Origin of the sequence: Streptomyces sp. NPDC006997, from assembly GCF_040635175.1 — a bacterium.
Classification (GTDB): Bacteria; Actinomycetota; Actinomycetes; order Streptomycetales; family Streptomycetaceae; genus Streptomyces.
The window spans coordinates 59231-81746 of record NZ_JBEYHH010000026.1; the positions used below are offsets into that span (position 1 = coordinate 59231).

The window sequence follows — 22516 nt, forward strand, 5'->3', positions numbered from 1 at the left end:
GAGTTTGATAAGACAGTTCTTCTGACGGTACCCCAGCATTGTGGCCCCAAGCGGCACGGGACTGCTGGCGAACCCGTCTGCATGGTCCAACGGCGCGAGGCCCGCCGGGGTTCCCGATCTTCGTAGGGCGCTGGGCCCTTCGGGTCAGCCGCCGTACACGTGGGGCGCGAGAGTACCGACGAAGGGGAGGTTGCGGTACTTCTCGGCGTAGTCGAGGCCGTAGCCGACGACGAACTCGTTGGGGATGTCGAAGCCGACCCACTCCACGTCGATGGCGACCTTGGCGGCGTCCGGCTTGCGCAGCAGGGTGCACACCTTCAGCGTCTCCGGCTCGCGCGAGCCGAGGTTGGACAGCAGCCAGGACAGGGTCAGCCCGGAGTCGATGATGTCCTCGACGATCAGGACGTGCCTGCCCTTGATGTCGGTGTCCAGGTCCTTGAGGATCCGCACCACGCCGGAGGACTGGGTGCCCGCGCCGTAGGACGACACGGCCATCCAGTCCATGGTGACGGGGGTGGACAGCGCCCGGGCGAGGTCGGCCATGACCATCACCGCGCCCTTGAGGACGCCGACGATCAGCAGGTCCTTGCCCGCGTACTCCGCGTCGATCTTCGCGGCCAGCTCGATGAGCTTCGCGTCGATCTCTTCCTTGGTGATGAGCACCTGCTGGAGGTCGGCACCCATGTCTTTCGCGTCCACCCGCATCACTTTCGGTCGTCCCACCGGCTGTCCGGCCGCTCCCCGAAGACTGCTCGACGAGGGGCGACCGGTCTCCTCCCCGTGGGGGAGGGTTTTCAGCCTTGCCGAATCACCAGTCTGCCACCCTGGCGCCGGGCGACGACTCTGCCGGGGAGGTTGATGGCCCCCTGGCCGCGCCAGCCGGTGATCAGCTTGTCGACTTCCTCGACGTGCCGGGCGAACAGCGAACCGGCCGGGGCGCCCGCCTCGACGACCGCGCGGCGCAGGATCCGGCGGCGTACGGCGGGCGGCAGCGTGTGGAGCCTGGCGCACACCAGCAGGCCCGCGGTGTCGCGGACGGTGGGCTCGGCCTGGCTGGCCCAGGTGTCGAGGGCATCGGCGTCGTCCCGGGAGAGCCGGGCCGTCCGGGCGAGGGCCTCGACGACGCCCTTGCCGAGCGCCTTCTCCAGGGCGGGCAGGCCCTCGTGCCGCAGTCTGGACCTCGTGTAGGCGGGGTCGGCGTTGTGCGGGTCGTCCCAGACGGGGAGGGACTGGACCATGCACGCCTTGCGGGCGGTCTGCCGGTCGAGCCCGAGGAAGGGCCGCCGGTAACGGCCGTCGGCCCCCGAGACCGCGGCCATTCCGGACAGGGAGCGGATGCCGGAGCCGCGGGCGAGGCCCAGCAGGACGGTCTCGGCCTGGTCGTCGCGGGTGTGGCCGAGCAGGACCGCGCGGGCGGCGTGGCGGTCGGCGGCGGCGTCGAGGGCGGCGTACCGGGCGTCGCGGGCGGCGGCTTCCGGGCCGCCGTCGCGGCCGACGGTGACGGCGGCCGACTCGACCGGGTCGAGGCCGAGTTCACGCAGCCGCTGGACGACCTCCGCCGCGCGCGCGTCGGACTCGGCCTGCAGGCCGTGGTCGACGGTGACGCCGCCCGCGCGGATGCCGAGCTTGGGGGCCTCGAAGGCGAGTGCGGAGGCGAGGGCCATGGAGTCGGCGCCGCCGGAGCACGCCACGAGCACGAGCGGCGAGGGGGAGCGCTCGTGGGACGGAGGTGCGGGGGGCGGGCCGTATTCGGTGAGGATGTCGTGGAGGACGCGGCGGACCGCCAGGCGTATCGCCGCGACCGCAGGATGGGGACCCATGTCCGGTTCCCTTCATGAAGTTGTCGGGGGGTGAACCCGAGATTCGGTCACTCAGAGTGTGTAGATGGTGACAGAACCGGGCCGTGACCCGAGCATTGCACGCCTGCCCGTGCCCCACGGTCCCTCGGACGGGTGATTGAAGGGGCGTTCGCCTGCCGTCGGCGGGATTCGGTTCACGACCCGGCCGCCGGGTTCACCCCTCCGACTTCCGGTGCATCCGCGCGACCCAGTCCGCCGGTTTGGCGATCTCCGCTTTGGTGGGGAGGGTGTTCGGGGACGTCCACACGCGGTTGAAGCCGTCCATGCCGACCTCCTCCACCACGGCCCTCACGAAGCGTTCGCCGTCACGGTACTGCCGGAGCTTGGAGTCCAGGCCGAGCAGTTTGCGCAGGGCGAGGTCGAGCCGGGAGGCGCCCTTGGCGCGGCGCTGCTGGAACTTCTCGCGGATCTCCGCGACGGACGGGACGACCGCGGGCCCGACGCCGTCCATCACGAAGTCGGCGTGCCCCTCCAGGAGGGACATCACGGCGGTGAGGCGGCCGAGGATCTCCCGCTGGGCCGGGGTCTGCACGATCTCGACGAGGGACCGCCCGCCGTCGTCCTCCTCGGCCTCCGGGCGCCCCCCGGCGAGGCTCTGGGCGGCCTCCCGGACGCGCTCCAGGACGGTCATGGGGTCGACGTCGGTCTCCGCCAGGAACGACTGGATCTCGCTCTCCAGGTGGTCCCGCAGCCAGGGCACGGCGGTGAACTGGGTGCGGTGGGTCTCCTCGTGGAGGCAGACCCAGAGGCGGAAGTCGTGGGGCCGCACGTCGAGTTCGCGTTCCACGTGCACGATGTTCGGCGCGACGAGCAGCAGCCGGCCGCCGCCGCCCGCACCGGCCGGGAGGTCGCGGCTGGCGGGGGCGAAGGTCTCGTACTGGCCGAGGACGCGGGAGGCGAGGAAGGACAGCAACATGCCCAGCTCCACCCCGGTGACCTTGCCGCCGACCGCGCCGAGGACCGCGCCGCCCGGGGAGCTGCCGCGCCGTTCCTGCATCTTGTCGAGCAGGGGCCGGAGGATCTCGCGGAACCCGGCGACGTTGGCCCTGACCCAGCCGGGCCGGTCGACCACGAGGACGGGTGTGTCGTGGGTCTCCTCGGTGCCCATCCGGGTGAAGCCCCGGACGTGCTCCTCCGAGGACTTGGCGTGGCGGCGGAGTTCCGCGACGACGGCTCGCGCCTCGTCACGGCTGACCTCGGGGCCCGGGCGGACCAGCCGGGTCGCGGTCGCCACCGCGAGGTTCCAGTCGACCATCCCAGAAGAAGCGGCACCACCGATGCTCGTCATGCGTCAACCGTACGTGAGCGCTACCACTTGAGGCAGGCCGTACGGGGCGGCAGGGGTACGGGGGCCGACCGGGCGGCTACCGGCAGGGGCACGCCGCCCCCGTGGACGGCCCCACCGGCAGGGGCACGCCGCCCCCGTGGACGGCGCGCTACCGGCACCCGCACGCCGCCAGTGCCGTCGCCGCCCGGTCCAGTGCCGTCTGGGCCGCCGTCGGGTCCGTGGTCCCCTCGGTGAGGAGGGCGAAGCCCAGCAGGCGGCCGTCCGCGGCGACGACCGTGCCCGCGAGGGTGTTGACGCCGGTGAGCGTGCCGGTCTTGGCGCGTACGACGCCGGCGGCGCCGTCGGTGTAGCGGCTGCTCAGCGTGCCGGTGAACCCGGCGACCGGGAGCCCGGTGAGGGCGGGCCGCAGCTCGGGGTGGCGGGGGTCGGCGGCGGTGGCCAGCAGGGCGGTCAGCAGCCCGGCGGAGAGCCTGTCCCCGCGGCTGAGGCCGCTGCCGTCCTTGAAGACGGCGCCGGTGAGCGGCAGGCCGAGCTTGTCCAGCCGGGCGTGGATCGCGCGCCCGGCGCCGTCGAAGTCGGGGCGTTCGCCGCTGGCCAGGGCGGTGTGCCGGGCGAGGGCCTCGGCGAGGTCGTTGTCGCTGTTGGTGAGCATCCGCTCGACGAGGGCGGACAGTGGCGGCGAGGAGACGGCGGCGAGGGTCTCCGCGCGGGTGGTGGCCTTGGAGGGGCCGGGGGCGCTGGTCGTGACGCCGTGGTCCCGGAGGAAGCCCGCGAAGGCGCGGGTGGCCTCGGCGGCGGGGTCCGGCGCGCGGTAGACGGGCCCGCGCGTGGAGTCGTCGGTGCGGGCCTCGTCGGCCATGAGGGCCGTCACGCGCGCGAGGTTGCCGTTCACGCCGATGGAGTGCAGGTCGGCACCGGCGTACAGGGTGGTGTCGTAGGAGAGCGTGACCTCGCGCACGTCGCGCTGGGCGAGGGCGGCGGCGGTGTCGGCGGCGAGGGTGCGCAGGCTGGCCCAGCCGTCGGCGTCCTCGCGGGCGGTGAGGGTGGGGTCGCCGCCGCCGACGAGGACGAGTTCGCCGGTGTCGGGTTCGAAGGCGGCGCGGGTGGTGAGGCGGTGGTCGGGGCCGAGGGCGTCGAGGGCGGCGACGGCGGTGGCGATCTTGGTGGTGGAGGCGGGGGTGAAGGTGTCGCCGGTGGCCGAGCCGTAGAGCTGTTCGCCGGTGGCCAGGTCGACGACGGAGGCGGCTCGGCGGGTGCCGAGCGCGGGGTCGGCGACGAGCGGGTCGAGGACCGTGGCGAGGGCGGGCCCGTTCGGCGCGGACCTGACCGTCTCGGCGCCGAGGCCGGTGAGCACGGAGGCGGCGCTGGGCGCGGGCCGCGGGGCCCCGGCATGGCTGCCCGCGCCGCCGGACGTACCGGACGCGCGGTCGTGACGTGCGCCACCCGCGCGTTCGGCGGCGGCGGCGCGGTCCCGCTCGGCCGTACGCTGGCCTGAGGAGTCCCACGGGCCCGCGGCGGTCACCGCACCGGCGGCCAGCGCCAGCCCGACGACGGTGGCTCCGGCCGTGTAGTGCCAGGTCCGCACCCCCGTGACCTGCGCTGTCGTCGCTCGGACCAGTCGCGTGACCCGCGGCCGGGCGGCTGCCGCGACCCGGGTGAGCCGAGGGCGTACGGCGTCCACGACCCGGACGAGCCGGGGGCGTACGGTCTCCGCGACCCGCGCCACGCGCGGTCCCGCGGCCCGCCAGGACCTCCGCTCATCCACGACGACCAGCCCCTTTCGCGATCACCCACCTGCGTAGGGGACACTTAACCACCAGAACTGTGTGTTGATCATGGAGGAGCCACCGGTGGAGTTCGACGTCACGATCGAGATCCCGAAGGGTTCGCGCAACAAGTACGAGGTGGACCACGAGACCGGTCGTATCCGCCTGGACCGCCGACTCTTCACCTCGACGACCTACCCGGCCGACTACGGCTTCGTCGAGGACACGCTGGGCGAGGACGGTGACCCGTTGGACGCGCTCGTGATCCTGGACGAGCCGACCTTCCCCGGCTGCCTCATCAAGTGCCGCGCGGTGGGGATGTTCCGGATGACCGACGAGGCGGGCGGCGACGACAAGCTGCTGTGCGTCCCGGTGTCCGACCCGCGCATGGAGCACCTGCGGGACATCCACCACGTCCCGGAGTTCGACCGGCTGGAGATCCAGCACTTCTTCGAGGTCTACAAGGACCTGGAGCCCGGCAAGTCCGTGGAGGGCGCCGACTGGGTCGGCCGTACCGAGGCGGAGGCCGAGCTGGAGAAGTCGTACAAGCGCTTCCAGGAGCAGGGCGGTCACTGAGACCCGCGCCCTGCCGCCCGCGGACGGGCCGCGCCACCCCGCACGGGGGTGGCGCGGCCCGTCCGCGTATCCATGGGTGTGGGCGCATGTGTCTGTGCGCATACTGAGGCTGTCCTGGCTGGGCACACGAGTGGTGACGGAGTCGTACGTCGTACAGGGAGCGCTGCGCAAGTGACGGACGCGGAGGACCGCAAGCCGCATTCGGACGAGGCGAGGAGCGCGTTCGCCCCGTCGTCGGGAGACGGCGAGGCGTCGACGACGTCCGAGTTCGCGCTGCCGCGCGGGCTGGAGGTGTCGCGGCCGGCGCCGGAGTCGGAGACGACGTCGGAGTTCGCCGTCCCGGAGGGCCTCGACGTACGCCCCGCGGCGGACCAGGAGGGCTCCGCGTTCAACCCGCCGAGCACCTACAGCTCGCGCAGCGCACCGCCCGCGTTCACGCCGCCGAGCGGTGTGCCGGTCGTCAGCCTCACGAAGGACGCGCCGTGGCAGGTGCGGATGCGCACGATGCTGCGGCTGCCGGTGACGGAGCGGCCCGCGCCGGAGCCGGGCCCGAAAGCGGAGGACGGCGGACCGGCCGTCCCGCGCGTGCTCGACCTGACGCTGCGTATCGGTGAGCTGCTGCTGGCGGGCGGGGAGGGCGCCGAGGACGTGGAGGCGGCGATGTTCGCCGTGTGCCGGTCCTACGGTCTGGACCGCTGCGAGCCGAACGTCACCTTCACCCTGTTGTCGATCTCCTACCAGCCATCCCTGGTGGAGGACCCCGTCACCGCCTCCCGGACGGTACGGCGCCGGGGCACCGACTACACGCGGCTGGCGGCGGTGTTCCAGCTGGTGGACGACCTGTCCGACCCGGAGGCGCACCTCTCCCTGGAGGAGGCGTACCGGCGGCTGGCGGAGATGCGCCGCAACCGGCACCCCTATCCGACCTGGGTGCTGACCTCGGCGAGCGGGCTGCTGGCGGGTGCGGCCTCGGTGCTGGTCGGCGGTGGTGTGCTGGTGTTCTTCGCCGCCGCCCTGGGCGCCATGCTCGGGGACCGGCTGGCGTGGCTGTGCGCGGGGCGCGGGCTGCCGGAGTTCTACCAGTTCACGGTGGCGGCGATGCCCCCGGCCGCCATCGGGGTCACGCTGACCCTGGCGCACGCCGACGTGCGGGCCTCCGCGGTCATCACCGGTGGGCTGTTCGCGCTGCTGCCCGGGCGGGCGCTGGTGGCGGGCGTGCAGGACGGTCTGACCGGCTTCTACATCACCGCCGCGGCCCGGCTCCTGGAGGTCATGTACTTCTTCGTGGGGATCGTCGTCGGGGTGCTGGTGGTGCTCTACTTCGGGGTCCAGCTGGGCGCCGGGCTCAACCCGGACGCGGCGCTGAACATCGCGGAGCGGCCGGCGTTGCAGCTGGCGGCGTCGATGCTGCTGTCGCTGACGTTCGCCGTGCTGCTCCAGCAGGAACGGTCCACCGTGCTGGCGGTCACCCTGAACGGCGGCGTCGCGTGGGCGGTGTACGGCGCCATGCACTACGCGGGCGACCTCTCCCCCGTCGCCTCCACGGCCGTCGCGGCGGGTCTGGTGGGCCTCTTCGGGCAGTTGCTGTCCCGCTACCGGTACGCGTCCGCGCTGCCGTACACGACGGCCGCGATCGGCCCGCTGCTGCCGGGTTCGGCGACGTACTTCGGGCTGCTGTCGATCGCCCAGAACGATGTCGACAGCGGTCTGGACTCCCTCACCAAGGCCGGTGCGCTCGCCATCGCCATCGCGATCGGCGTCAACCTCGGGTCGGAGATTTCGCGGCTCTTCCTGCGGGTGGGCTCCGCGGAGGGCCGCAAGGGGGCGAAGCGCACGCGCGGGTTCTAGCTGGGCCCCCGTCGGGCAGGCCCCGTTCCCGGGCCTCGGGCAGGCCCCGTTCCCGGGCCTCGGGCGGAGCGCCCGCGCGGGTGGGTCATAACCTGGACCGCATGTCAGCGATCCGTCTCCTGGTGCTCGGCGCGGTGCGCCAGCACGGGCGGGCCCACGGCTACCAGGTCCGCAACGACCTGGAGTACTGGGGCGCGCACGAGTGGTCCAACGCCAAACCCGGCTCGATCTACCACGCCCTGAAGCAGATGGCCAAGCAGGGCCTGCTGCACGCGCACGAGATCGCCCCGTCGACGGCGGGCGGCCCGCCGCGCACCGAGTACGAGATCACCCCGGCGGGCGACGCGGAGTTCTTCGCGCTGCTGCGCGGGGCCCTCGTCGCCTATGACCAGAAGATGGACGTCAAGTCCGCCGCCATCGGCTTCCTGGTCGACCTGCCCCGGGAGGAGGCCGTGGCGCTGCTGAAGGAGCGCACCCGGCGCATCGAGGAGTGGCGGGCGGCGGTCACCGAGCACTACGTGCCCGAGTCCGGCCCCGAGCAGCTGGGCCACATCGGCGAGATCATGAACCTGTGGGTGCACACGGCCGACGCCGAGGCCGAGTGGACCCGGGGGCTGATCGGACGCGTCGAGGGCGGCGCGTACACCTTCGCCGGTGAGGGGGAGCCGTTCGTCGGGGTGCTGGCGGAGGGCGAGGAGAACCCGTACGCGACGGGCGAGCGGCATCCCGGGGACACCCTCTAATCAAGTTTGACCAACGACCTGCCCCACGTTACCCTCCGAGCCAGTGGTCAAGTTTGACTAGCAAGGGGGTCACCGTGGCCGACACGGCCATCACCGTCGTAGGGGCACACAAGAAGTACGGCGGCAGGAACGGCGGAGCCGCGCTGGCGGGGCTCGATCTGACCGTGGCGCGCGGCACCGTGCACGGCGTGCTCGGGCCCAACGGGGCGGGCAAGACGACCCTGGTCCGCATCCTGTCCACGCTGCTGCGGCCGGACTCCGGCCGGGTCGAGGTCGCCGGGCACGACGCCGTGGCGCAGGCCCGCGCGGTGCGCTCGCGCATCGGCCTGCTGGGCCAGCACGCGGCACTCGACGAAGGACTCGGCGGCCACCAGAACCTGGAGATGTTCGGCCGCCTCCACCACCTGGGCGCCCGCCGGGCCCGCGCCCGCGCGGACGAGTTGCTGGAGCGCTTCGGCCTCACCGACACCGGCCGCAAGGCGGTCAAGCAGTACAGCGGCGGTATGCGGCGCCGCCTCGACCTCGCCGCGTCCCTGATCACCGAACCGGAGGTGCTCTTCCTCGACGAACCCACCACCGGACTCGACCCGCGCGGGCGCGCCGAGGTGTGGGCGGCCGTCCGCTCCCTGGTCGGCGGCGGTACGACGGTACTGCTCACCACCCAGTACCTGGAGGAGGCCGACCAGCTCGCCGACCGCATCTCGGTCGTCGACCGGGGCCGTGTCGTCGCCGAGGGCACCGCGGGCGAGCTGAAGGCGCTGACGGGCGGCGACCGCATCGACGTCGTGCTGCGCGACGCCGGGCAGCTCGGCGCCGCCGTCGCGCTGCTGCCGGTGCCCAAGGACACCGTGTCCGTCGACGCCGACCGGCGGCTGCTCAGCGCCCCGGTCACGGACCGGATGGCGGCGCTCTCCGCCGTCGTACGGGCGCTGGAGGAGGGCGGTGTCGACGCGGAGGACATCGCGCTGCGGCGCCCGACGCTGGACGAGGTCTTCCTCCACCTCACGGAGGACGGCAAGCGAGCAGAGGAGGCCGCGTGAGCATCCACGCCCTGACCGATTCCTGGACCATGACCCGGCGGGAGCTGGCCCACTGGGCCCGGCAGCCCGTGCAGCTGACCGTGAACCTGGTCTTCGCGGTGATGCTGCTGCTGATGTTCGGCTACCTGATCGGCGGCGGCCGGGGCGTGGACGGGGCGTACGTCGACTACCTGGTGCCCGGCATGTTGGCGCTGACCATGGCGTTCGGCCTGGAGAGCACCCTGCTGGCCGTCACCCAGGACCTCAACAAGGGCGTGATCGACAGGTTCCGCTCGATGCCCATGGCCAACGGCGCGGTGCTGGTGGGCCGGGCGGCCGCCGACATGCTCCAGTCGGCGCTCACGCTGGCCGTGCTCATCGGCGTCGGCCACGCGCTGGGCTGGCGGACCCACGGCGGCGTCGGCGCGTTCCTCGGCGCGGTCGGCCTGCTGCTGCTGTTCCGGTTCGCGATGCTGTGGATCGGCATCGAGCTGGCGCTGGTGGCGGGGAAGCCGGAGCTGGTGCAGGCCGTGCAGATCCTGGTCTGGCCGGTCGGCTTCCTCTCCAACGTGATCGCCGAACCCGGCTCGATGCCGGACTGGCTGGGCACGGTCGTCGAGTGGAACCCGATGTCCCAGACCGCGACGGCCGTACGCGACCTGTTCGGCAACCCGGGCGGGGAGCCGGGCCACGTCTGGGCCGCCGTCGCCTGGCCGCTGGCCCTGCTCGCGCTGTTCTTCCCGCTGGCGGTACGCCGGTTCGGGCGCCTGAGCGCGTAGGGCACGTCCCGCGCGGGACGGCGGCTTGCACCTCACGTCGCGTGAGGGCCCATCGTGGGGCGCGTACCGAGAAGGGAGCGGAAGTGAGCTACTCCGTGGGACAGGTCGCCGGCTTCGCCGGAGTGACGGTGCGCACCCTGCACCACTACGACGACGTCGGCCTGCTCGTGCCGAGCGAACGCACCCGCGCGGGGCACCGGCGTTACGGCGAGGCCGACCTCGACCGGTTGCAGCAGATCCTGTTCTACCGGGAGCTGGGCTTCCCCCTCGACGAGGTCGCCGTCCTGCTGGACGACCCGGACGCGGACCCGCGCGCGCACCTGCGCCGCCAGCACGAGCTGCTGACCGCCCGGATCGAGCGGCTGCGGAAGATGGCGGCGGCCGTGGAGCACGCCATGGAGGCACGCAAGATGGGGATCAACCTCACACCGGAGGAGCGCTTCGAGGTCTTCGGGGACAAGGACCCCGAGCAGTACGCGGAGGAGGCGGAGCAGCGCTGGGGCGGCACCGAGGCGTACGCGGAGTCACAGCGCCGCGCCGCGGGCTACACCAAGGAGGACTGGAAGCGGATGCAGGCGGAGGTGGCCGACTGGGGCGGGCGCTACGGCGCCCTGATGGCCGCCGGTGAGCAGCCGACCGGCGAGCGCGCCATGGACATGGCCGAGGAGCACCGGCGGCACATCTGCACCTGGTTCTACGAGTGCCCGTACGACGTCCACCAGGGCCTCGGCGAGATGTACGTCGCCGACGAGCGCTTCAAGGCGTTCTACGACTCCCTGCGTCCCGGCCTCGCCGAGCACCTGCGGGACGCGATCGTGGCGAACGCCGCCCGGCACTCCTCCTGAGGCACCGTGGGCCGGACCCGCCGGGTGCGACCCGGCCCACAGTGCGATCGGTACCGACCGGTGGAACCCGGGGCGGACGCGATGCGTTGATAGCTTTGTCCGGCCGTACTGGACGCCGTACTTCCCAACCCCTCAGGAGCCCGGAACCGTGACGACGCTTGCCCTCGGACCGAGCTGGCTGGATCCGAACTACCTTCTGGACACCTTCGGCATCTGGGGCCTGCTCCTCATCGTCTTCGCCGAGTCCGGTCTCCTGATCGGTTTCTTCCTGCCGGGCGACTCCCTGCTGTTCACCGCCGGTCTGCTGATCACCTCGAACCAGCTGGACTTCCCGCTGTGGGCGGCGATCATCCTGATCTGCGTCGCCGCGATCCTGGGCGACCAGGCGGGCTACATGTTCGGCAAGAAGGTCGGCCCGGCACTCTTCACCCGCCCGGACTCCCGCCTCTTCAAACAGGAGAACGTGGTCAAGGCGCACGAGTTCTTCGAGAAGTACGGCCCGAAGTCCCTGGTCCTGGCCCGCTTCGTGCCCATCGTGCGCACGTTCACGCCGATCATCGCGGGCGTCAGCGGTATGCGGTACCGCTCGTTCCTGACGTTCAACGTGATCGGCGGCATCCTGTGGGGCGCCGGTGTGACGATGCTCGGCGCCTGGCTGGGCAACATCGACTTCGTCAAGCAGAACATCGAGGCGATCCTGATCCTGATCGTCCTCGTCTCGGTCGTCCCGATCATCATCGAGCTGCTGCGGGCCCGCTCGCAGAACAAGAGGAACCCGCAGGCCCCCGCGCCGGCCCCGGAGTCCGCCGCCGCGCCGCGCGCCCCCCACCAGCCCGCATACCAGCAGCAGCCGACCATGGACGACGCCACCACCCAGCTCCGCCGCGTCCCGCCGACCCACCAGAACCAGCCGCACGGCGACCAGGGCTACGGCCACCAGGGCCAGCAGGGCTACGGCGACCAGGGCTACGGCGACCAGCAGCAGGGCGGGTACCCGCAGGACGCCTACCAGGGCGGCTACGACCAGCCCGCCCAGCCGTACGCGCCGCAGTACCCCCAGCACCAGCAGCAGTACCCGCACGACCAGCAGCGGTACTCCCAGGACCAGCAGCAGTACCCCTACGACCAGGGGGGCTACCCGCAGCGCTGACCGGCGCCCGGCGTCCACGAGGGGCCGGGGCCGGTCAACCGTCGCTCAGAACGGGAACGCGCTCCGGCCGTGCTGTACCGAGATCCACTTCAGGCTGGTGAACGCCTCCAGGGTCGTCTCCCCGTTGAGGCGGCCGACGCCGGAGTTCTTCTCCCCGCCGAAGGGCACGAGCGGCTCGTCGTGCACGGTGCCGTCGTTCACATGGAACATGCCGGTGTCGATCCGCTGGGCGAACCGCACCCCGCGCTCCACGTCACCGGTGTGCACGGCGCCGCTGAGGCCGTAGGGGGTGTCGTTGACGAGGCGTACGGCCTCCTCCTCACCGTCGAACGGGAGGAGGAAGACGACGGGTCCGAAGACCTCCTGCCGGAGCAGGGGCGAGTCGGCGGGCAGGCCGGTCAGGACGGACGGCTCCACGAGGTTGCCCGTGGTGGTGCCGCGCACCAGGGCGGTGGCGCCCTCGGCGAGCGCCTGCTCGACGGTGGCGGAGACCGACTCGGCCTGCGAGGAGTTGATCAGCGGGCCGATGACGGTCAGCGGGTCGTTCGGGTCCCCGGCCTTGAGGGACCTGACCTTGGCCACGAACTTGTCGGTGAACTCGCCCGCGACCGACCGGTCCACCAGCACCCGGTTGGCGGCCATGCAGACCTGCCCCTGATGCACGTACCGGCTGAAGACGGCGGCGTCGACGGCGTAGTCGATGTCGGCGTCGTCGAGGACGACGAGCGCGCTGTTGCCGCCGAGTTCGAGGATGACCCGCTTGAACTGCCCGGCGCAGATGGTGGCGAGATGGCGGCCGATCTTGTCCGAGCCGGTGAAGGAGATCACCTTGGGCACGGGGTGCTCGATGAACGCGTCACCGACCTCGGCGATGTCCGTGACGATCACGTTGAGCAGCCCGGCCGGGAGGCCCGCGTCCTCGAAGAGCTTCGCGATCAGGGTGCCGCCGGTGACGGGCGTGTCCTGGTGCGGCTTGATGACGACGCCGTTGCCGAGGGCGAGCGCCGGGGCGACCGACTTCAGGGAGAGCAGGAAGGGGAAGTTGAAGGGGCTGATGACGCCGACGACACCGACGGGGGCGCGGTAGAGGCGGTTCTCCTTGCCGGGGTCCGGGGACGGCAGGACCTTGGTCTCCGGGCGTGTCGTCAGGTTGACGGCCTCGCTCAGGAACTCCTTGGCGAGGTGGAGTTCGAAGGCGGCCTTCAGCCGGGTGCCGCCCAGCTCGGCGACGATCACGTCCGCGATCTCCGCCTCGCGCTCCTCGACCAGGCGCAGCGCCTTCTCCAGCACGGCCCGCCGGGCGAACGCGCCCGCCGAGGCCCACGCGCCCTGGGCGCGGGCGGCGGCACGGTACGCCTGATCTATCTCGTCGACCGTGGCTATCGTGATCGAGGCCAGCTTCTCGCCGTCGTACGGGTTGCAGTCGATGATGTCCCAGGAACCCGTTCCCGGGCGCCATTCACCGTCGATGTACTGCTGAGCCAGGTCGGTGAAGTACGACGACATGTGATCCCTCAATCCCCTGCCGCGCGAAGCCGCGCAAAGATGGCGGAAAGATGATCGACTTGACAGCCTGATCGTTCGTCATCGTACTTGCGTTATAGCCGAGTTGGAGCGGTTGTTTCAGGAGAGTTGGAGCAGGCCGCGCAGCAGGTCCCGACTGGCGTCCGGCCCGGGGCTGTCCCTTTGGAGTTCTTTCAGGGCCTTTTCGTACTGCGCCACGTCCTCCGGCTTGTCGAGGTACAGCGCGCTGGTGAGCTGCTCCAGATAGACGACGTCCGACAGGTCGGACTCGGGGAAACTGAGGATGGTGAACGCGCCGCTCTCCCCGGAGTGCCCGCCGAAGGTGAACGGCATGACCTGGAGGCGTACGTTGGGCCGCTCGGAGATCTCGATCAGGTGCTGGAGCTGCCCGCGCATCACCTCGCGGTCGCCGTAGGGGCGACGCAGGGCGGCCTCGTCGAGGACGATGTGGAAGTCGGGGGCGTTCTCGGAGACGAGGTGCTTCTGCCGCTCCAGGCGCAGCGTCACCCGCCGCTCCACGTCGGCCTCGCTCGCGCCCTCCATGCCGCGCCGGACGACCGCTCGCGCGTACGCCTCGGTCTGGAGCAGTCCGTGCACGAACTGCACCTCGTACGCGCGGATGACGGCCGCCGCCCCCTCCAGACCGACATAGGTGGGGAACCAGCTCGGCAGAACGTCCGAGTAACTGTGCCACCACCCCGCCACGTTGGCCTCGCGGGCGAGGGAGAGCAGCGAGTTGCGCTCCCCGTCGTCCGTGATGCCGTACAGCGTCAGCAGGTCTTCCACATCCCGTGTCTTGAAGCTCACCCGGCCCAACTCCATCCGGCTGATCTTCGACTCGGAGGCGCGGATCGAGTAACCAGCCGCCTCGCGCGTGATCCCGCGCGCCTCTCGCAGTCGCCTGAGTTGCGAGCCGAGCAGCATCCGCCGCACCACCGATCCGGGCTCTCCCGCACTCACGTTCGCCAGCCTCCCCAACCGTCTTCAGGGCCCGCAGTCTGCCACTAAAACACTCCGAGCAGTACTCGCCCGGTTACAGAGATGGAAAGAAGCCAAGATTCCGCTCAAGTTCCGGGCCAGTCAAGGGGCCGAAGGGGGGTAGGGGAAGGAGAGTCGGGCAAGAAAGCGACGCCAAGATGGCGGAAAAAATGGCCAAGAAGCGGTACGGGAGGGTCCAATTCGGTCGCGTGCACGTGCATCTGCCCTTGCATCTGCTGTACGCATCCGAAACCATGGTCCCGCACCACCGCCGCCTCGCACCGTCCGCGAATTCCCGGGAGTGCCTCGCATGGGGACGAATGGATCGACCATGCTCAAGCCGTTAAGGCAGGGCCTTCCGCCGCTGGACCCCGCGGCCGTTTCCTCAGCCTCCTCCTGCGCCCTGTCCGCCCGCTACGAAGCGGTGCGCGAGGCACGGCGGTTCACCCGGGTCACGCTCGAACAGTGGGGGATCGACGAACGCTTCGACGACATCTGCCTGGTCGTGTCGGAACTGGTCACCAACGCGCTGCGGCACGCGGTGCCCGCGACCGCTCCGGAATGCGGTGGGAACGGATCCGCGGGGCACTTCCGGAGCCAGGGCGCGGGTCAGTTCGCGGGGCAGCTCGCGGGGCAGGAACCTCCGGTACGGCTGCATCTGATGCGCTGGACCGAGCGGTTGGTGTGCGCGGTGCGGGATCCCAGCGACGGCACCCCGGTCGCCCGGGACACCGAGGACTTCTCGGCGGAGTCCGGGCGCGGGCTGTTCCTCGTCGAGTCCTTCTGCGACAGCTGGGGCTGGCACCCGCTGGCGGGCACCCTCACCGGCAAGGTGGTCTGGGCGCTGTTCCGACTCCAGCCGCCGGAGGGCGGCGGCCTGAACGGCCAGCGGGCGGGCGATCCACGACCGGGGGCGTGAGGCATCGCTTCACACCCCGTTACGCGCTGTTCGTGTTACGCACTGTTCGTGGATACGCGCTGTTCCTGGTTATGCTCTGTTCCTGCTGAAACGTTACGGCATAGTGTGGCGACGCGGCGGGGCGTGCGGCTGCGCGCTCACCCCGCTATCAGGTGGTCGAACTCGCCGTCCTTGACCCCCAGGAGCATCGCCTCGATCTCGGCGCGCGTGTAGACGAGCGCGGGACCGTCGGGGAAGCGGCTGTTGCGTACCGCCACCTCCCCGCCGGGCAACCGCGCGAACTCCACGCACGAGCCCTGAGAGTTGCTGTACCGGCTCTTCTGCCAGGCCACGCCGCTCAGTTCGGTGGCGGCCATGCCGTTGTACACGTCGTGATCCACAGGTCGCTCCCCGGTGGTGCACTGGCTGGTGTGGCCATTGATGCAGTGGTCAACTGACCCGGATCATAACCTCGTTCATGTGCAACCGCATGAGCATATGCAGGCGCATACGCACTTGCAGATGCACGTGCACGAGGGGTGTTCTCGTGATTACAGGTTGCCGGTGCCCCGGTGAGGCCGCCCGACCGCCTCACCGCACCCTTTCGAGCGTCTGCCCCAGACTTCGCAGGACATGCGAGCGCCAGCCCCCGTCCATGATCTTCCGTGCCATCATCTGCGCCGGGTCATCCGGGTCGAATCCCTCGTGCACTAGGAACAGACGCGTACCGCGGCCTTCCTGTTCCAACGTCCACGTGATCGTCCAGTCCACGGGATTGGCCGGATCGGCGTCGGCCCAGCGGAGCCGGAGCATCCGCTGGGCGTCGTAGGCGAGCACCTGGACGTCGACCGCACCGGAGAAGCGGGTGTGGGGGCGTGGGACGGAGGTCATCCGGTACCGGTGCCCGACCTCCAGACGGAAGTCCGCGGCGCCCGGCATCTGCCATCGCGCGAGCAACTCGGGGTCCGTGAGAGCACGCCAGACCTTGGCGGGCGGGTGGGGGAGGAACTGGTCTACACGGATGGTGGTGGGGTCGGGGGGCTCGGGCTCCCCGAAGGCTGCATTGGCGGGGGCGGGTTCGGGCGCGGATTCGGGGCCGAATGCGGGGGCGAGTGCGGGGCGGGGCTCGGGGTCAGGTTCCGGTCTGGGTTCGCGTTCGGGTTCGGGGCAGGGTCCGGATTTGGGTCCGGGTCCGGGTTCGGGTCCGGGTCCGGGTTCGGATTTGGGTCCGGGTCCGGGTCCGGGTTCGGGTCCGGGTTCGGGTCCGGGTTCGGGGCCGGGTTCGCGGTTCATGCCGGATCATCGTCGGGCATGTGGTCGAGGAGGCGGCCGAGGCTCCTGAGCCGCTCGCGCCAGAACCGCTCGTACGGGTGGAGCCAGTCCTGCACCTCGGCGAGCGGGGCCGCCTCCAGGCGGTAGATGCGCTGGCGGCCGACGCGCTGTTCGGAGACGAGACCGGCCTCCCGGAGCACCTTGAGGTGTTCCGAGAGGCTGGGGCGCCGCATGTCGAAGTGGTCGGCCAGGGCCTGGACCGGCTGGGGCCCGCCGTCGCGCAGCAGGCGCAGCACCTCGCGGCGGGTGGCGTTGGCGAGCGCGGCGAAGACACGGTCCTCGACGGCGGTGCCGGTTCCGGCACCGGTGGCGGGGGCCCCGGTGGTGGTCATGGTGGTGGTCAGAAGCCTTCCGTCTCCGTCTTCTCCGTCAACAGCAGCAGACCGTTGCCGTCCGGATCGCGGAAGGAGGCCATCCGCCCCCACGGCTGCTCGTCCGGACCCTGTACGGCGACCCCGGCCGCAGCAAGCCGCGCGCAGTCGGCGTCGACATCGGTCGTGACCAACATGATCCCCCGCGCGGTGCCGGGCGCGAAACCGCCCACGCCCGGTCCCGCGAGCGTGAAGGCGGTCTGTGCGCCCCGGGGCGCGACCTGGAGCCACCGGCCGGGCGGCATGTCGCGGTCGGCGGCGACCTCGAAGCCGAGCACGTCCGTGTAGAAGCGCAGGGCGCGGTCCTGGTCGGCGACCGGGAGGGTGACGAAGGAGGCGTGGGTGATGTGGGAGGTGGGGTGGGTGTCCGTGGTGGTCATGGAACGACAATAGGTAGGCGATTCCCTACCTGTCAAACGTAGGGAATCGCCTACCTAAGGGTCATGACGTGGGCGCGGCTCAGCGGACCCCGTAGGGCAGCAACGCCATCTCCCGGGCGTTCCTGATGGCGCGCGCGAGCAGCCGCTGCTGCTGGGCGGTCACCCGCGTGACCCGGCGGCTGCGGATCTTGCCGCGGTCGGAGACGAACTTCCGCAGCAGGTCGGTGTCCTTGTAGTCGATATAGGTGACCCCCGCCTGGAGCAGCGGGTTGGGACGGCTCTTGACGGGCTTGCGGTCGGCCTCGCGGGGCATGTCGGGTCAGACCTCCAGGAGGGTGTCGAAGGCGGACGGCAGGCGCTTCCACGCCTCGCGTCCGGCGGCGTACTCGGCATCGGTGAGCAGACAGGACTCCAGCAGCCCGGTGAGCCCCTCCCGGTCGAGCCCGGGGGAGGTGAAGACCAGGTGCTGGCAGCGGTCGCCGTGCTCGGGGTGCCAGTCCAGCGCGGCGGCGGCCCGGCGCACCGGCGGGACCGTCTCCCAGGCCGCGTCCGGCAGCGACGCCAGCCAGGGTCCCGCGCTCTCCACGCACAGCGCGCCCCCGGCGGCGTCCCAGTGCAGCAGCGTGTCCGGCTTCTCGGCGAGCCAGAACCGCCCACGGCTGCGGGCCGCGGCGCAGGTCAGGTCTTCAAGCGCCGCGTACAGCCGCTCCGGGTGGAAGGGGCGGCGCCGCTGCCAGACCAGCGTCGTCACGCCCTGGGCGTCGGCCTCGGCGGGCAGCAGGGCGCACGCCGGGTGCTGGGCCGCGGCGGCGGCGTCCACGTCGAACCCGGCGAGCGCGGCGCCCGCCAGGCCCTCGTGGCCGAGGAGCACCTGGCGGGCCGTGGGGTGCAGCTGGGCGAGCAGTTCGTGGTCCTCGTCGTCGGCCTCCGGGGAGTCGACGAGGGCCAGGACGGGGGCGTACTCCAGCTGCCGCGCGAAGGTGTCGGCGACCGTGCGCCGGTCGCTGGCCGCCGCGGCGAGGCCACCGTCAGCGAGGTCGTCGCCGTTGCCGAGGTACGGCAGCACCAGCGCCGGGTCGAGGGCGGTGATCACGCCGGTGACGGTGAGTCCGCCGCCCGTGACCACCTCGGCCATCGCCTTGGGCTCGACGGAGTCCCACAGTTCGACGACCGCGAGCCGGGTCTCCCCCGCCTCCGCCAGCCGCTCCAGCTCCGGCACCAGGTCCTCGCGCAGCGCGCAGCACGCGCAGTCGTTCACCAGCGGCGCCTCACCGGCGGACCGCGGCCCGGCGGCGTCCCGAACGGTCCGTACGACGGTCCCGGCCGCGGCGGTGGCCAGGTCGTGGTGGAGTACGACGCTCCCGGGCACCTCGGCGAGCAGCCGCTCCACGGCGGCCTTGCGGGCGTCGGCGTGCAGTCCGGCGACGATGACGACGGGCAGGTCGGCCGGCACCCCCTCAGCCCTGCTTCCCGTACCGGCGCTCGAAGCGCTCGACGCGTCCGGCGGTGTCCAGGACGCGGGCGGTGCCCGTGTAGAAGGGGTGGCTGACGTTGGAGATCTCGACGTCGACGACGGGGTAGGTGTTGCCGTCCTCCCACTCGATCGTCTTCTCCGTGGGCACCCCGGCCAGTGTGGAGCGGGTCAGGAAGGCGTGGTTGGCGGCACGGTCGCGGAAGACGACGGGGCCGTACTCCGGGTGGATTCCCTCGCGCATGACGGTGTTCAGCGCTCCTCTCGGAAGTCGACGTGGCGGCCGGCGACGGGGTCGAACTTGCGCAGGGTCAGCCGGTCGGGGTCGTTGCGGCGGTTCTTGCGGGTGACGTAGGTAAAGCCGGTCCCGGCCGTGGACCGGAGCTTGACGACCGGGCGGAGTTCGTTGCGTGCCATGCTGCTATCTTACTGAAAACGATTCCCATTTACGAAACCGTCAACCGAGAGAGGTACGTCACCTTGTCCGCCCACTGCATGTTGACCGGCGCGCGACCCGGCTTCGGCAACCGCGTCTCGCACTCCCACCGGCGCACTTCGCGCCGCTTCGACCCCAACATCCAGACCAAGCGCTACTGGCTGCCGAGCGAGGGCCGTCACGTACGGCTGCGGCTGAGCACCAAGGGGATCAGGACCCTCGACGCGATCGGCGTCGAGGCGGCCGTCGCCCGCATCCGCGCGCGGGGGGTACGGGTCTGATGGCGAAGCAGAGCAAGATCGCGAAGAACGAGCAGCGGCAGCGGACGGTGGCGCGGTACGCGGCCCGCCGTGCCGAGCTGAAGGAGATCATCCGCCACCCGTCGACGGGGGCGGCCGAACGTCTCGCCGCCCAGCGGGAACTGCGACGCCAGCCGCGCGACGCCAGCGCCACCCGCGTCCGCAACAGGGACCAGGTGGACGGGCGCCCGCGCGGGTACTTCCGTGCGTTCGGGCTGTCGCGGGTGAACCTGCGGGGGCAGGCGCACGCCGGGTACTTGCCCGGGGTGCGGAAGTCGTCCTGGTAGGGCGGTCCCTGTTTGGGTTACGCCCTGGTAGCTTCTGCCGTCGTACGGGGTGACCGGCTCGGGTTGGGGGGATGGCAGTGGCTATGGGGGCATCGGATTCCGGCCGCGCGAAGGGCTGCACAGAGGGGTGCGGACAGGGCTGCGGACAGGGCAGTGCAAGGGGCTGTGTGAGGGCGCACGCGCGCGTGGTGCCTCGGCGGCTGGCCGTCGCCGCGGCGGGGCTGGCGGGCGCGTTCCTGCTGGGCGCGTGCAGCGACGACGGCGGCTCCGAAGCCGACGACGGCACGCCGAGCCCCAGCGTCTCCGTCTCCGCCTCCTCGAGCAGTACAGCGGAGACGGGCGGTCCGACCGCCTCCGGCGACCTGGAGGGCAGCTGGCTCGCCACCACCGGCGGCGACGCGGTCGCGCTGGTCGTGACCGGCGACGAGGCCGGGCTCTTCGCGACCGGCGGGACCGTGTGCAGCGGCAAGGCGGGCGAGACGTCCGGCACCCAGACGATCCGCCTCACGTGCACCGACGGCAGCGACGACCGGAAGACGGGGCGGGTCGAGTCCGTCGACGGGACGACGCTCAAGGTCACCTGGGAGGGCGGCCTCGGCACCGAGACGTACACCAAGGCGGAGGGCGGACAACTGCCGACGGGGCTGCCGACTGAGGGGCTCGGTTCCTGAGCCTGCCGTGGATGGGCGAGGAGCCGGTGGGAGCACTGGCCCCGGTGGGAGCCCTGGCCCGGTGGGGCGTCGGTGGGAGCCTGGCTGGGCGAGGTGCTGGTGGGAGCCCTGACCGTACCCCGTGCATGATGATCCGGATGCCTGGCTCCGGTACTACTCCAAGGACTCCCCCATGCGCACCGCCCCGCTCACCGTCGCGGCCCTGACCGCCGCCGCCCTGCTGCTCACGGCCTGTTCCGGGGACGGTGACGACGGCGGGGACGACGGCGGGAACGGTGGCTCCGCCGCCGGTACGGCCTGCTCCGTCGACGGGATGACCATCGAGGTGGGCCCCGCCAACGCCGCGCCCGCCGCCGGGGACACCGGCAACGTGCCCGTCACCCTCACCAACAACGGCGACGCCGACTGCACCCTGGAGGGCTTCCCCGGCGTGGAACTCCACGCGGAGGGCGACTCGGCCGTCCTACCTGAGGAGGAGGGCGCCCAGCCGCAGCAGCTCACCCTCGCGAAGGACACGGCCGCGACCTTCACGATCACGTACGTACGGGGCGCGGCGGACGGCACCGGTGTCCTTGACGCGGCGAAGCTGGGGATCGGCTTGCCGGGCGGCTCGGAGGAGCAGAGCTTCCCGTGGTCGTACGGGGCTGTTCCCGTCAACGGGGAGGGCGTGCCGGAGGCGACGGTGAGCGCGTTCCAGCAGGCGGGGGACTGACGCGAGGCGCGGGACGGCGGGACCGTCAGGCGAGCGGGCGGCGGGCGGCTACCCGGGCGCGGTCGGCCGCGCGGGAGCCCTCCGTCCAGCCCGCCGCGTCACTCACCCCGCGCAGCCGGGACGTGGTCGTCTCCGGGAACAGCTGGTCCGTCGCGGCCGTGACCGCGGCCTCGCGCGAGGCGAGGACGGGGAGCAGGTCGGCCGCCCGGGACTCCGCCGTCAGCGCCGTGGCCTCCGCGGTGGCGGTGGCGAGCCGGGTGCCGATGCGGTGGGCGTAGGCGGCGAGGAACGACTGCCGGAAGGTCTTGGTCCGCTTGCGGCCACCGGCCCGCTGCGCGGCCTCCGCCCTCGTCATCGCGGTGGTGGCCTGCACGAGGAGTGAGGTGTAGAGGAGTTCGACGGCTTCGAGATCGGGTTCGAAGCCGACGACCGTGGAGAAGCCGAAGGGTTCGTTCCACACGGCACGGCAGTGGTTGGCGGTGGCGACCGCGTCCAGCAGCACCGCCTTGGCCTGCTCGTACGGCGCGTCGACGCCGATCCGGCAGGCGCCGGGTGCGTCGGCGTCGGGCGTCCGGGCGGCGAGCAGCGCCTCGTCGACGCTGTGCCGGGCCATCAGTTCCTGCGCCTTGGCGCTGAGCGCCTCCGCCTCGTCCGGGTAGCCGGTCGCCTCGGCCTTGGCCAGCAGCGCCCGGATGCGCGCGAGCACGCGTGGCTCGGAGCGGGGCGCGTGCCGCTGCCGCGCGGGTTCGTCGAGGGGTTCCAGGGCGGGCAGCCGCAGCAACAGGCGGTACAGCTCCAGGACGGCGGTGGCGTGCGAGAAGCGGTCGCTCCGGGGCGCCGGCGCGGGGGCGGCCGTCTCGCCGTGGTGCCGTCCGAGGTCGGCGAGCTGGTCGGCCCAACGGCGCCCGCGCGGGCGGTCGTCGCGCACCGCCTGCGCGAGGACCAGCTCCGTGACCAGCCGTACGTGCGCGTCGTCCAGCTCCCGCCGCACCATCCGTACGGCATCGGCGGGCTGCCACCCCCGCCGCCAGGCCACCGCCAGGAACTCCTCCCCACGCCGGACCAGTTCACCGTCCGCCGCCGGGTCGGCGGCGAGCAGCGACGCGGCCGTGTCGAGGACGGCGGCACCGGGATCGGCGTAGAGGGCGAGCTGGAAGGCGCGGTCCACGGTGCTGCCGGGCGGGTTGGCGTCGCTGGGGGTGCTGGGGGTGCTGGGGGTGCTCACCCGGCGATGGTGCCACGCCCGTCTCGGCCTCTCCTGGTGGCGTCGTCGCAGGAGTGGGA

The 22516-nt window shown here is 71.9% G+C and carries 27 protein-coding genes; 12 read left to right on the forward strand and 15 right to left on the reverse strand.

The genetic code is table 11. The features are described 5' to 3' along the window. Positions 1–144 precede the first annotated feature (144 nt). The 4 genes from hpt to dacB all read right to left on the reverse strand — a co-directional run bounded on the left by hpt (position 145) and on the right by dacB (position 4873). Positions 145–705: a hypoxanthine phosphoribosyltransferase gene (gene hpt / locus ABZ659_RS24780; protein WP_360224034.1), complete on the reverse strand. Its 561-nt coding sequence runs from the start codon at positions 703–705 to the stop codon at positions 145–147. An 89-nt stretch (positions 706–794) separates the two neighbouring features. Next, positions 795–1820 carry a tRNA lysidine(34) synthetase TilS gene (tilS, locus tag ABZ659_RS24785; RefSeq protein ID WP_360223963.1) on the reverse strand — a complete coding sequence of 342 codons (1026 nt, stop codon included), beginning with the start codon at positions 1818–1820 and terminating at the stop codon, positions 795–797. A 193-nt stretch (positions 1821–2013) separates the two neighbouring features. Continuing rightward, positions 2014–3147, reverse strand: coding sequence for a zinc-dependent metalloprotease (locus tag ABZ659_RS24790; protein ID WP_360223965.1), 1134 nt, complete (start codon positions 3145–3147; stop codon positions 2014–2016). A gap of 148 nt (positions 3148–3295) precedes the next feature. Beyond that, a complete protein-coding gene (dacB, locus tag ABZ659_RS24795) occupies positions 3296–4873 on the reverse strand; it encodes a D-alanyl-D-alanine carboxypeptidase/D-alanyl-D-alanine-endopeptidase (RefSeq protein WP_360224036.1) in 1578 nt (525 codons plus the stop codon). 124 nt (positions 4874–4997) lie between these two features. On the opposite strand from dacB, the gene ABZ659_RS24800 reads away from it, so the two are divergent. The 7 genes from ABZ659_RS24800 to ABZ659_RS24830 all read left to right on the forward strand — a co-directional run bounded on the left by ABZ659_RS24800 (position 4998) and on the right by ABZ659_RS24830 (position 11873). Beyond that, positions 4998–5489 (forward strand): inorganic diphosphatase, encoded by a 492-nt coding sequence (locus ABZ659_RS24800; RefSeq protein ID WP_360223967.1) that lies wholly within the window; start codon positions 4998–5000, stop codon positions 5487–5489. 171 nt (positions 5490–5660) lie between these two features. Further along, positions 5661–7337, forward strand: a complete 1677-nt coding sequence (locus ABZ659_RS24805; RefSeq protein WP_360223969.1) for a threonine/serine exporter family protein — start codon at positions 5661–5663, stop codon at positions 7335–7337. Positions 7338–7438: 101 nt separating this feature from the next. After that, positions 7439–8080 carry a PadR family transcriptional regulator gene (locus ABZ659_RS24810; protein ID WP_360223971.1) on the forward strand — a complete coding sequence of 214 codons (642 nt, stop codon included), beginning with the start codon at positions 7439–7441 and terminating at the stop codon, positions 8078–8080. Positions 8081–8154: 74 nt separating this feature from the next. Next, complete coding sequence (locus tag ABZ659_RS24815; protein WP_360223973.1) at positions 8155–9120, forward strand: ATP-binding cassette domain-containing protein; 966 nt, start codon at positions 8155–8157, stop codon at positions 9118–9120. Further along, positions 9117–9878, forward strand: coding sequence for an ABC transporter permease (locus tag ABZ659_RS24820; protein ID WP_360223975.1), 762 nt, complete (start codon positions 9117–9119; stop codon positions 9876–9878). The genes ABZ659_RS24815 and ABZ659_RS24820 overlap by 4 nt, the downstream gene beginning before the upstream one ends. An 83-nt stretch (positions 9879–9961) precedes the next feature. Next, positions 9962–10723, forward strand: coding sequence for a MerR family transcriptional regulator (locus tag ABZ659_RS24825; RefSeq protein ID WP_360223977.1), 762 nt, complete (start codon positions 9962–9964; stop codon positions 10721–10723). Between the two features lie 148 nt (positions 10724–10871). Then, entirely contained in the window at positions 10872–11873 is a 1002-nt protein-coding gene (locus ABZ659_RS24830) for a VTT domain-containing protein (protein WP_360223979.1), read from the forward strand. Between the two features lie 45 nt (positions 11874–11918). Here ABZ659_RS24830 and ABZ659_RS24835 read toward each other — a convergent pair whose 3' ends face one another. Both ABZ659_RS24835 and ABZ659_RS24840 read right to left on the reverse strand, forming a co-directional pair. Further along, entirely contained in the window at positions 11919–13379 is a 1461-nt protein-coding gene (locus ABZ659_RS24835; RefSeq protein ID WP_360223981.1) for an aldehyde dehydrogenase family protein, read from the reverse strand. 117 nt (positions 13380–13496) lie between these two features. After that, complete coding sequence (locus ABZ659_RS24840; RefSeq protein ID WP_360224038.1) at positions 13497–14321, reverse strand: helix-turn-helix transcriptional regulator; 825 nt, start codon at positions 14319–14321, stop codon at positions 13497–13499. A 385-nt stretch (positions 14322–14706) separates the two neighbouring features. On the opposite strand from ABZ659_RS24840, the gene ABZ659_RS24845 reads away from it, so the two are divergent. Beyond that, entirely contained in the window at positions 14707–15294 is a 588-nt protein-coding gene (locus ABZ659_RS24845; protein ID WP_360223983.1) for an ATP-binding protein, read from the forward strand. A 137-nt stretch (positions 15295–15431) separates the two neighbouring features. On the opposite strand, the gene ABZ659_RS24850 is transcribed toward ABZ659_RS24845, so the two are convergent. From ABZ659_RS24850 to rpmG, 8 genes are all read right to left on the reverse strand, one after another. Beyond that, positions 15432–15650 (reverse strand): DUF397 domain-containing protein, encoded by a 219-nt coding sequence (locus ABZ659_RS24850; protein ID WP_360224040.1) that lies wholly within the window; start codon positions 15648–15650, stop codon positions 15432–15434. Between the two features lie 214 nt (positions 15651–15864). After that, complete coding sequence (locus ABZ659_RS24855) at positions 15865–16296, reverse strand: SRPBCC domain-containing protein (RefSeq protein WP_360224042.1); 432 nt, start codon at positions 16294–16296, stop codon at positions 15865–15867. 266 nt (positions 16297–16562) lie between these two features. After that, positions 16563–16937, reverse strand: coding sequence for a metalloregulator ArsR/SmtB family transcription factor (locus ABZ659_RS24860; RefSeq protein ID WP_360223985.1), 375 nt, complete (start codon positions 16935–16937; stop codon positions 16563–16565). Positions 16938–16945: 8 nt separating this feature from the next. Continuing rightward, positions 16946–17356 (reverse strand): VOC family protein, encoded by a 411-nt coding sequence (locus ABZ659_RS24865; protein WP_360223987.1) that lies wholly within the window; start codon positions 17354–17356, stop codon positions 16946–16948. Positions 17357–17435: 79 nt separating this feature from the next. After that, positions 17436–17669, reverse strand: coding sequence for a 30S ribosomal protein S18 (gene rpsR / locus ABZ659_RS24870; protein ID WP_360223989.1), 234 nt, complete (start codon positions 17667–17669; stop codon positions 17436–17438). A gap of 6 nt (positions 17670–17675) precedes the next feature. Further along, the gene (locus tag ABZ659_RS24875; RefSeq protein ID WP_360223991.1) at positions 17676–18809 is read right to left on the reverse strand and encodes a GTP-binding protein; all 1134 of its coding nucleotides are present in this window, start codon (positions 18807–18809) and stop codon (positions 17676–17678) included. A 4-nt stretch (positions 18810–18813) separates the two neighbouring features. Beyond that, complete coding sequence (locus tag ABZ659_RS24880; RefSeq protein ID WP_360223993.1) at positions 18814–19071, reverse strand: type B 50S ribosomal protein L31; 258 nt, start codon at positions 19069–19071, stop codon at positions 18814–18816. 8 nt (positions 19072–19079) lie between these two features. After that, entirely contained in the window at positions 19080–19244 is a 165-nt protein-coding gene (rpmG, locus tag ABZ659_RS24885) for a 50S ribosomal protein L33 (RefSeq protein ID WP_225801770.1), read from the reverse strand. A gap of 63 nt (positions 19245–19307) precedes the next feature. On the opposite strand from rpmG, the gene rpmB reads away from it, so the two are divergent. The 4 genes from rpmB to ABZ659_RS24905 all read left to right on the forward strand — a co-directional run bounded on the left by rpmB (position 19308) and on the right by ABZ659_RS24905 (position 21232). After that, positions 19308–19544: a 50S ribosomal protein L28 gene (rpmB, locus tag ABZ659_RS24890; RefSeq protein WP_360223995.1), complete on the forward strand. Its 237-nt coding sequence runs from the start codon at positions 19308–19310 to the stop codon at positions 19542–19544. Then, positions 19544–19849 carry a 30S ribosomal protein S14 gene (rpsN, locus tag ABZ659_RS24895; RefSeq protein ID WP_360223997.1) on the forward strand — a complete coding sequence of 102 codons (306 nt, stop codon included), beginning with the start codon at positions 19544–19546 and terminating at the stop codon, positions 19847–19849. Before rpmB ends, rpsN begins: the two co-directional genes overlap by 1 nt. Positions 19850–20016: 167 nt before the next feature. Next, a complete protein-coding gene (locus ABZ659_RS24900) occupies positions 20017–20520 on the forward strand; it encodes a hypothetical protein (protein WP_360223999.1) in 504 nt (167 codons plus the stop codon). Positions 20521–20692: 172 nt separating this feature from the next. Further along, on the forward strand, positions 20693–21232 hold the full coding sequence (locus ABZ659_RS24905; RefSeq protein WP_360224001.1) for a DUF4232 domain-containing protein: 540 nt from the start codon (positions 20693–20695) through the stop codon (positions 21230–21232). A gap of 25 nt (positions 21233–21257) precedes the next feature. On the opposite strand, the gene ABZ659_RS24910 is transcribed toward ABZ659_RS24905, so the two are convergent. Further along, complete coding sequence (locus ABZ659_RS24910; protein WP_360224003.1) at positions 21258–22457, reverse strand: DUF2786 domain-containing protein; 1200 nt, start codon at positions 22455–22457, stop codon at positions 21258–21260. Between the last annotated feature and the right edge of the window lie 59 nt (positions 22458–22516).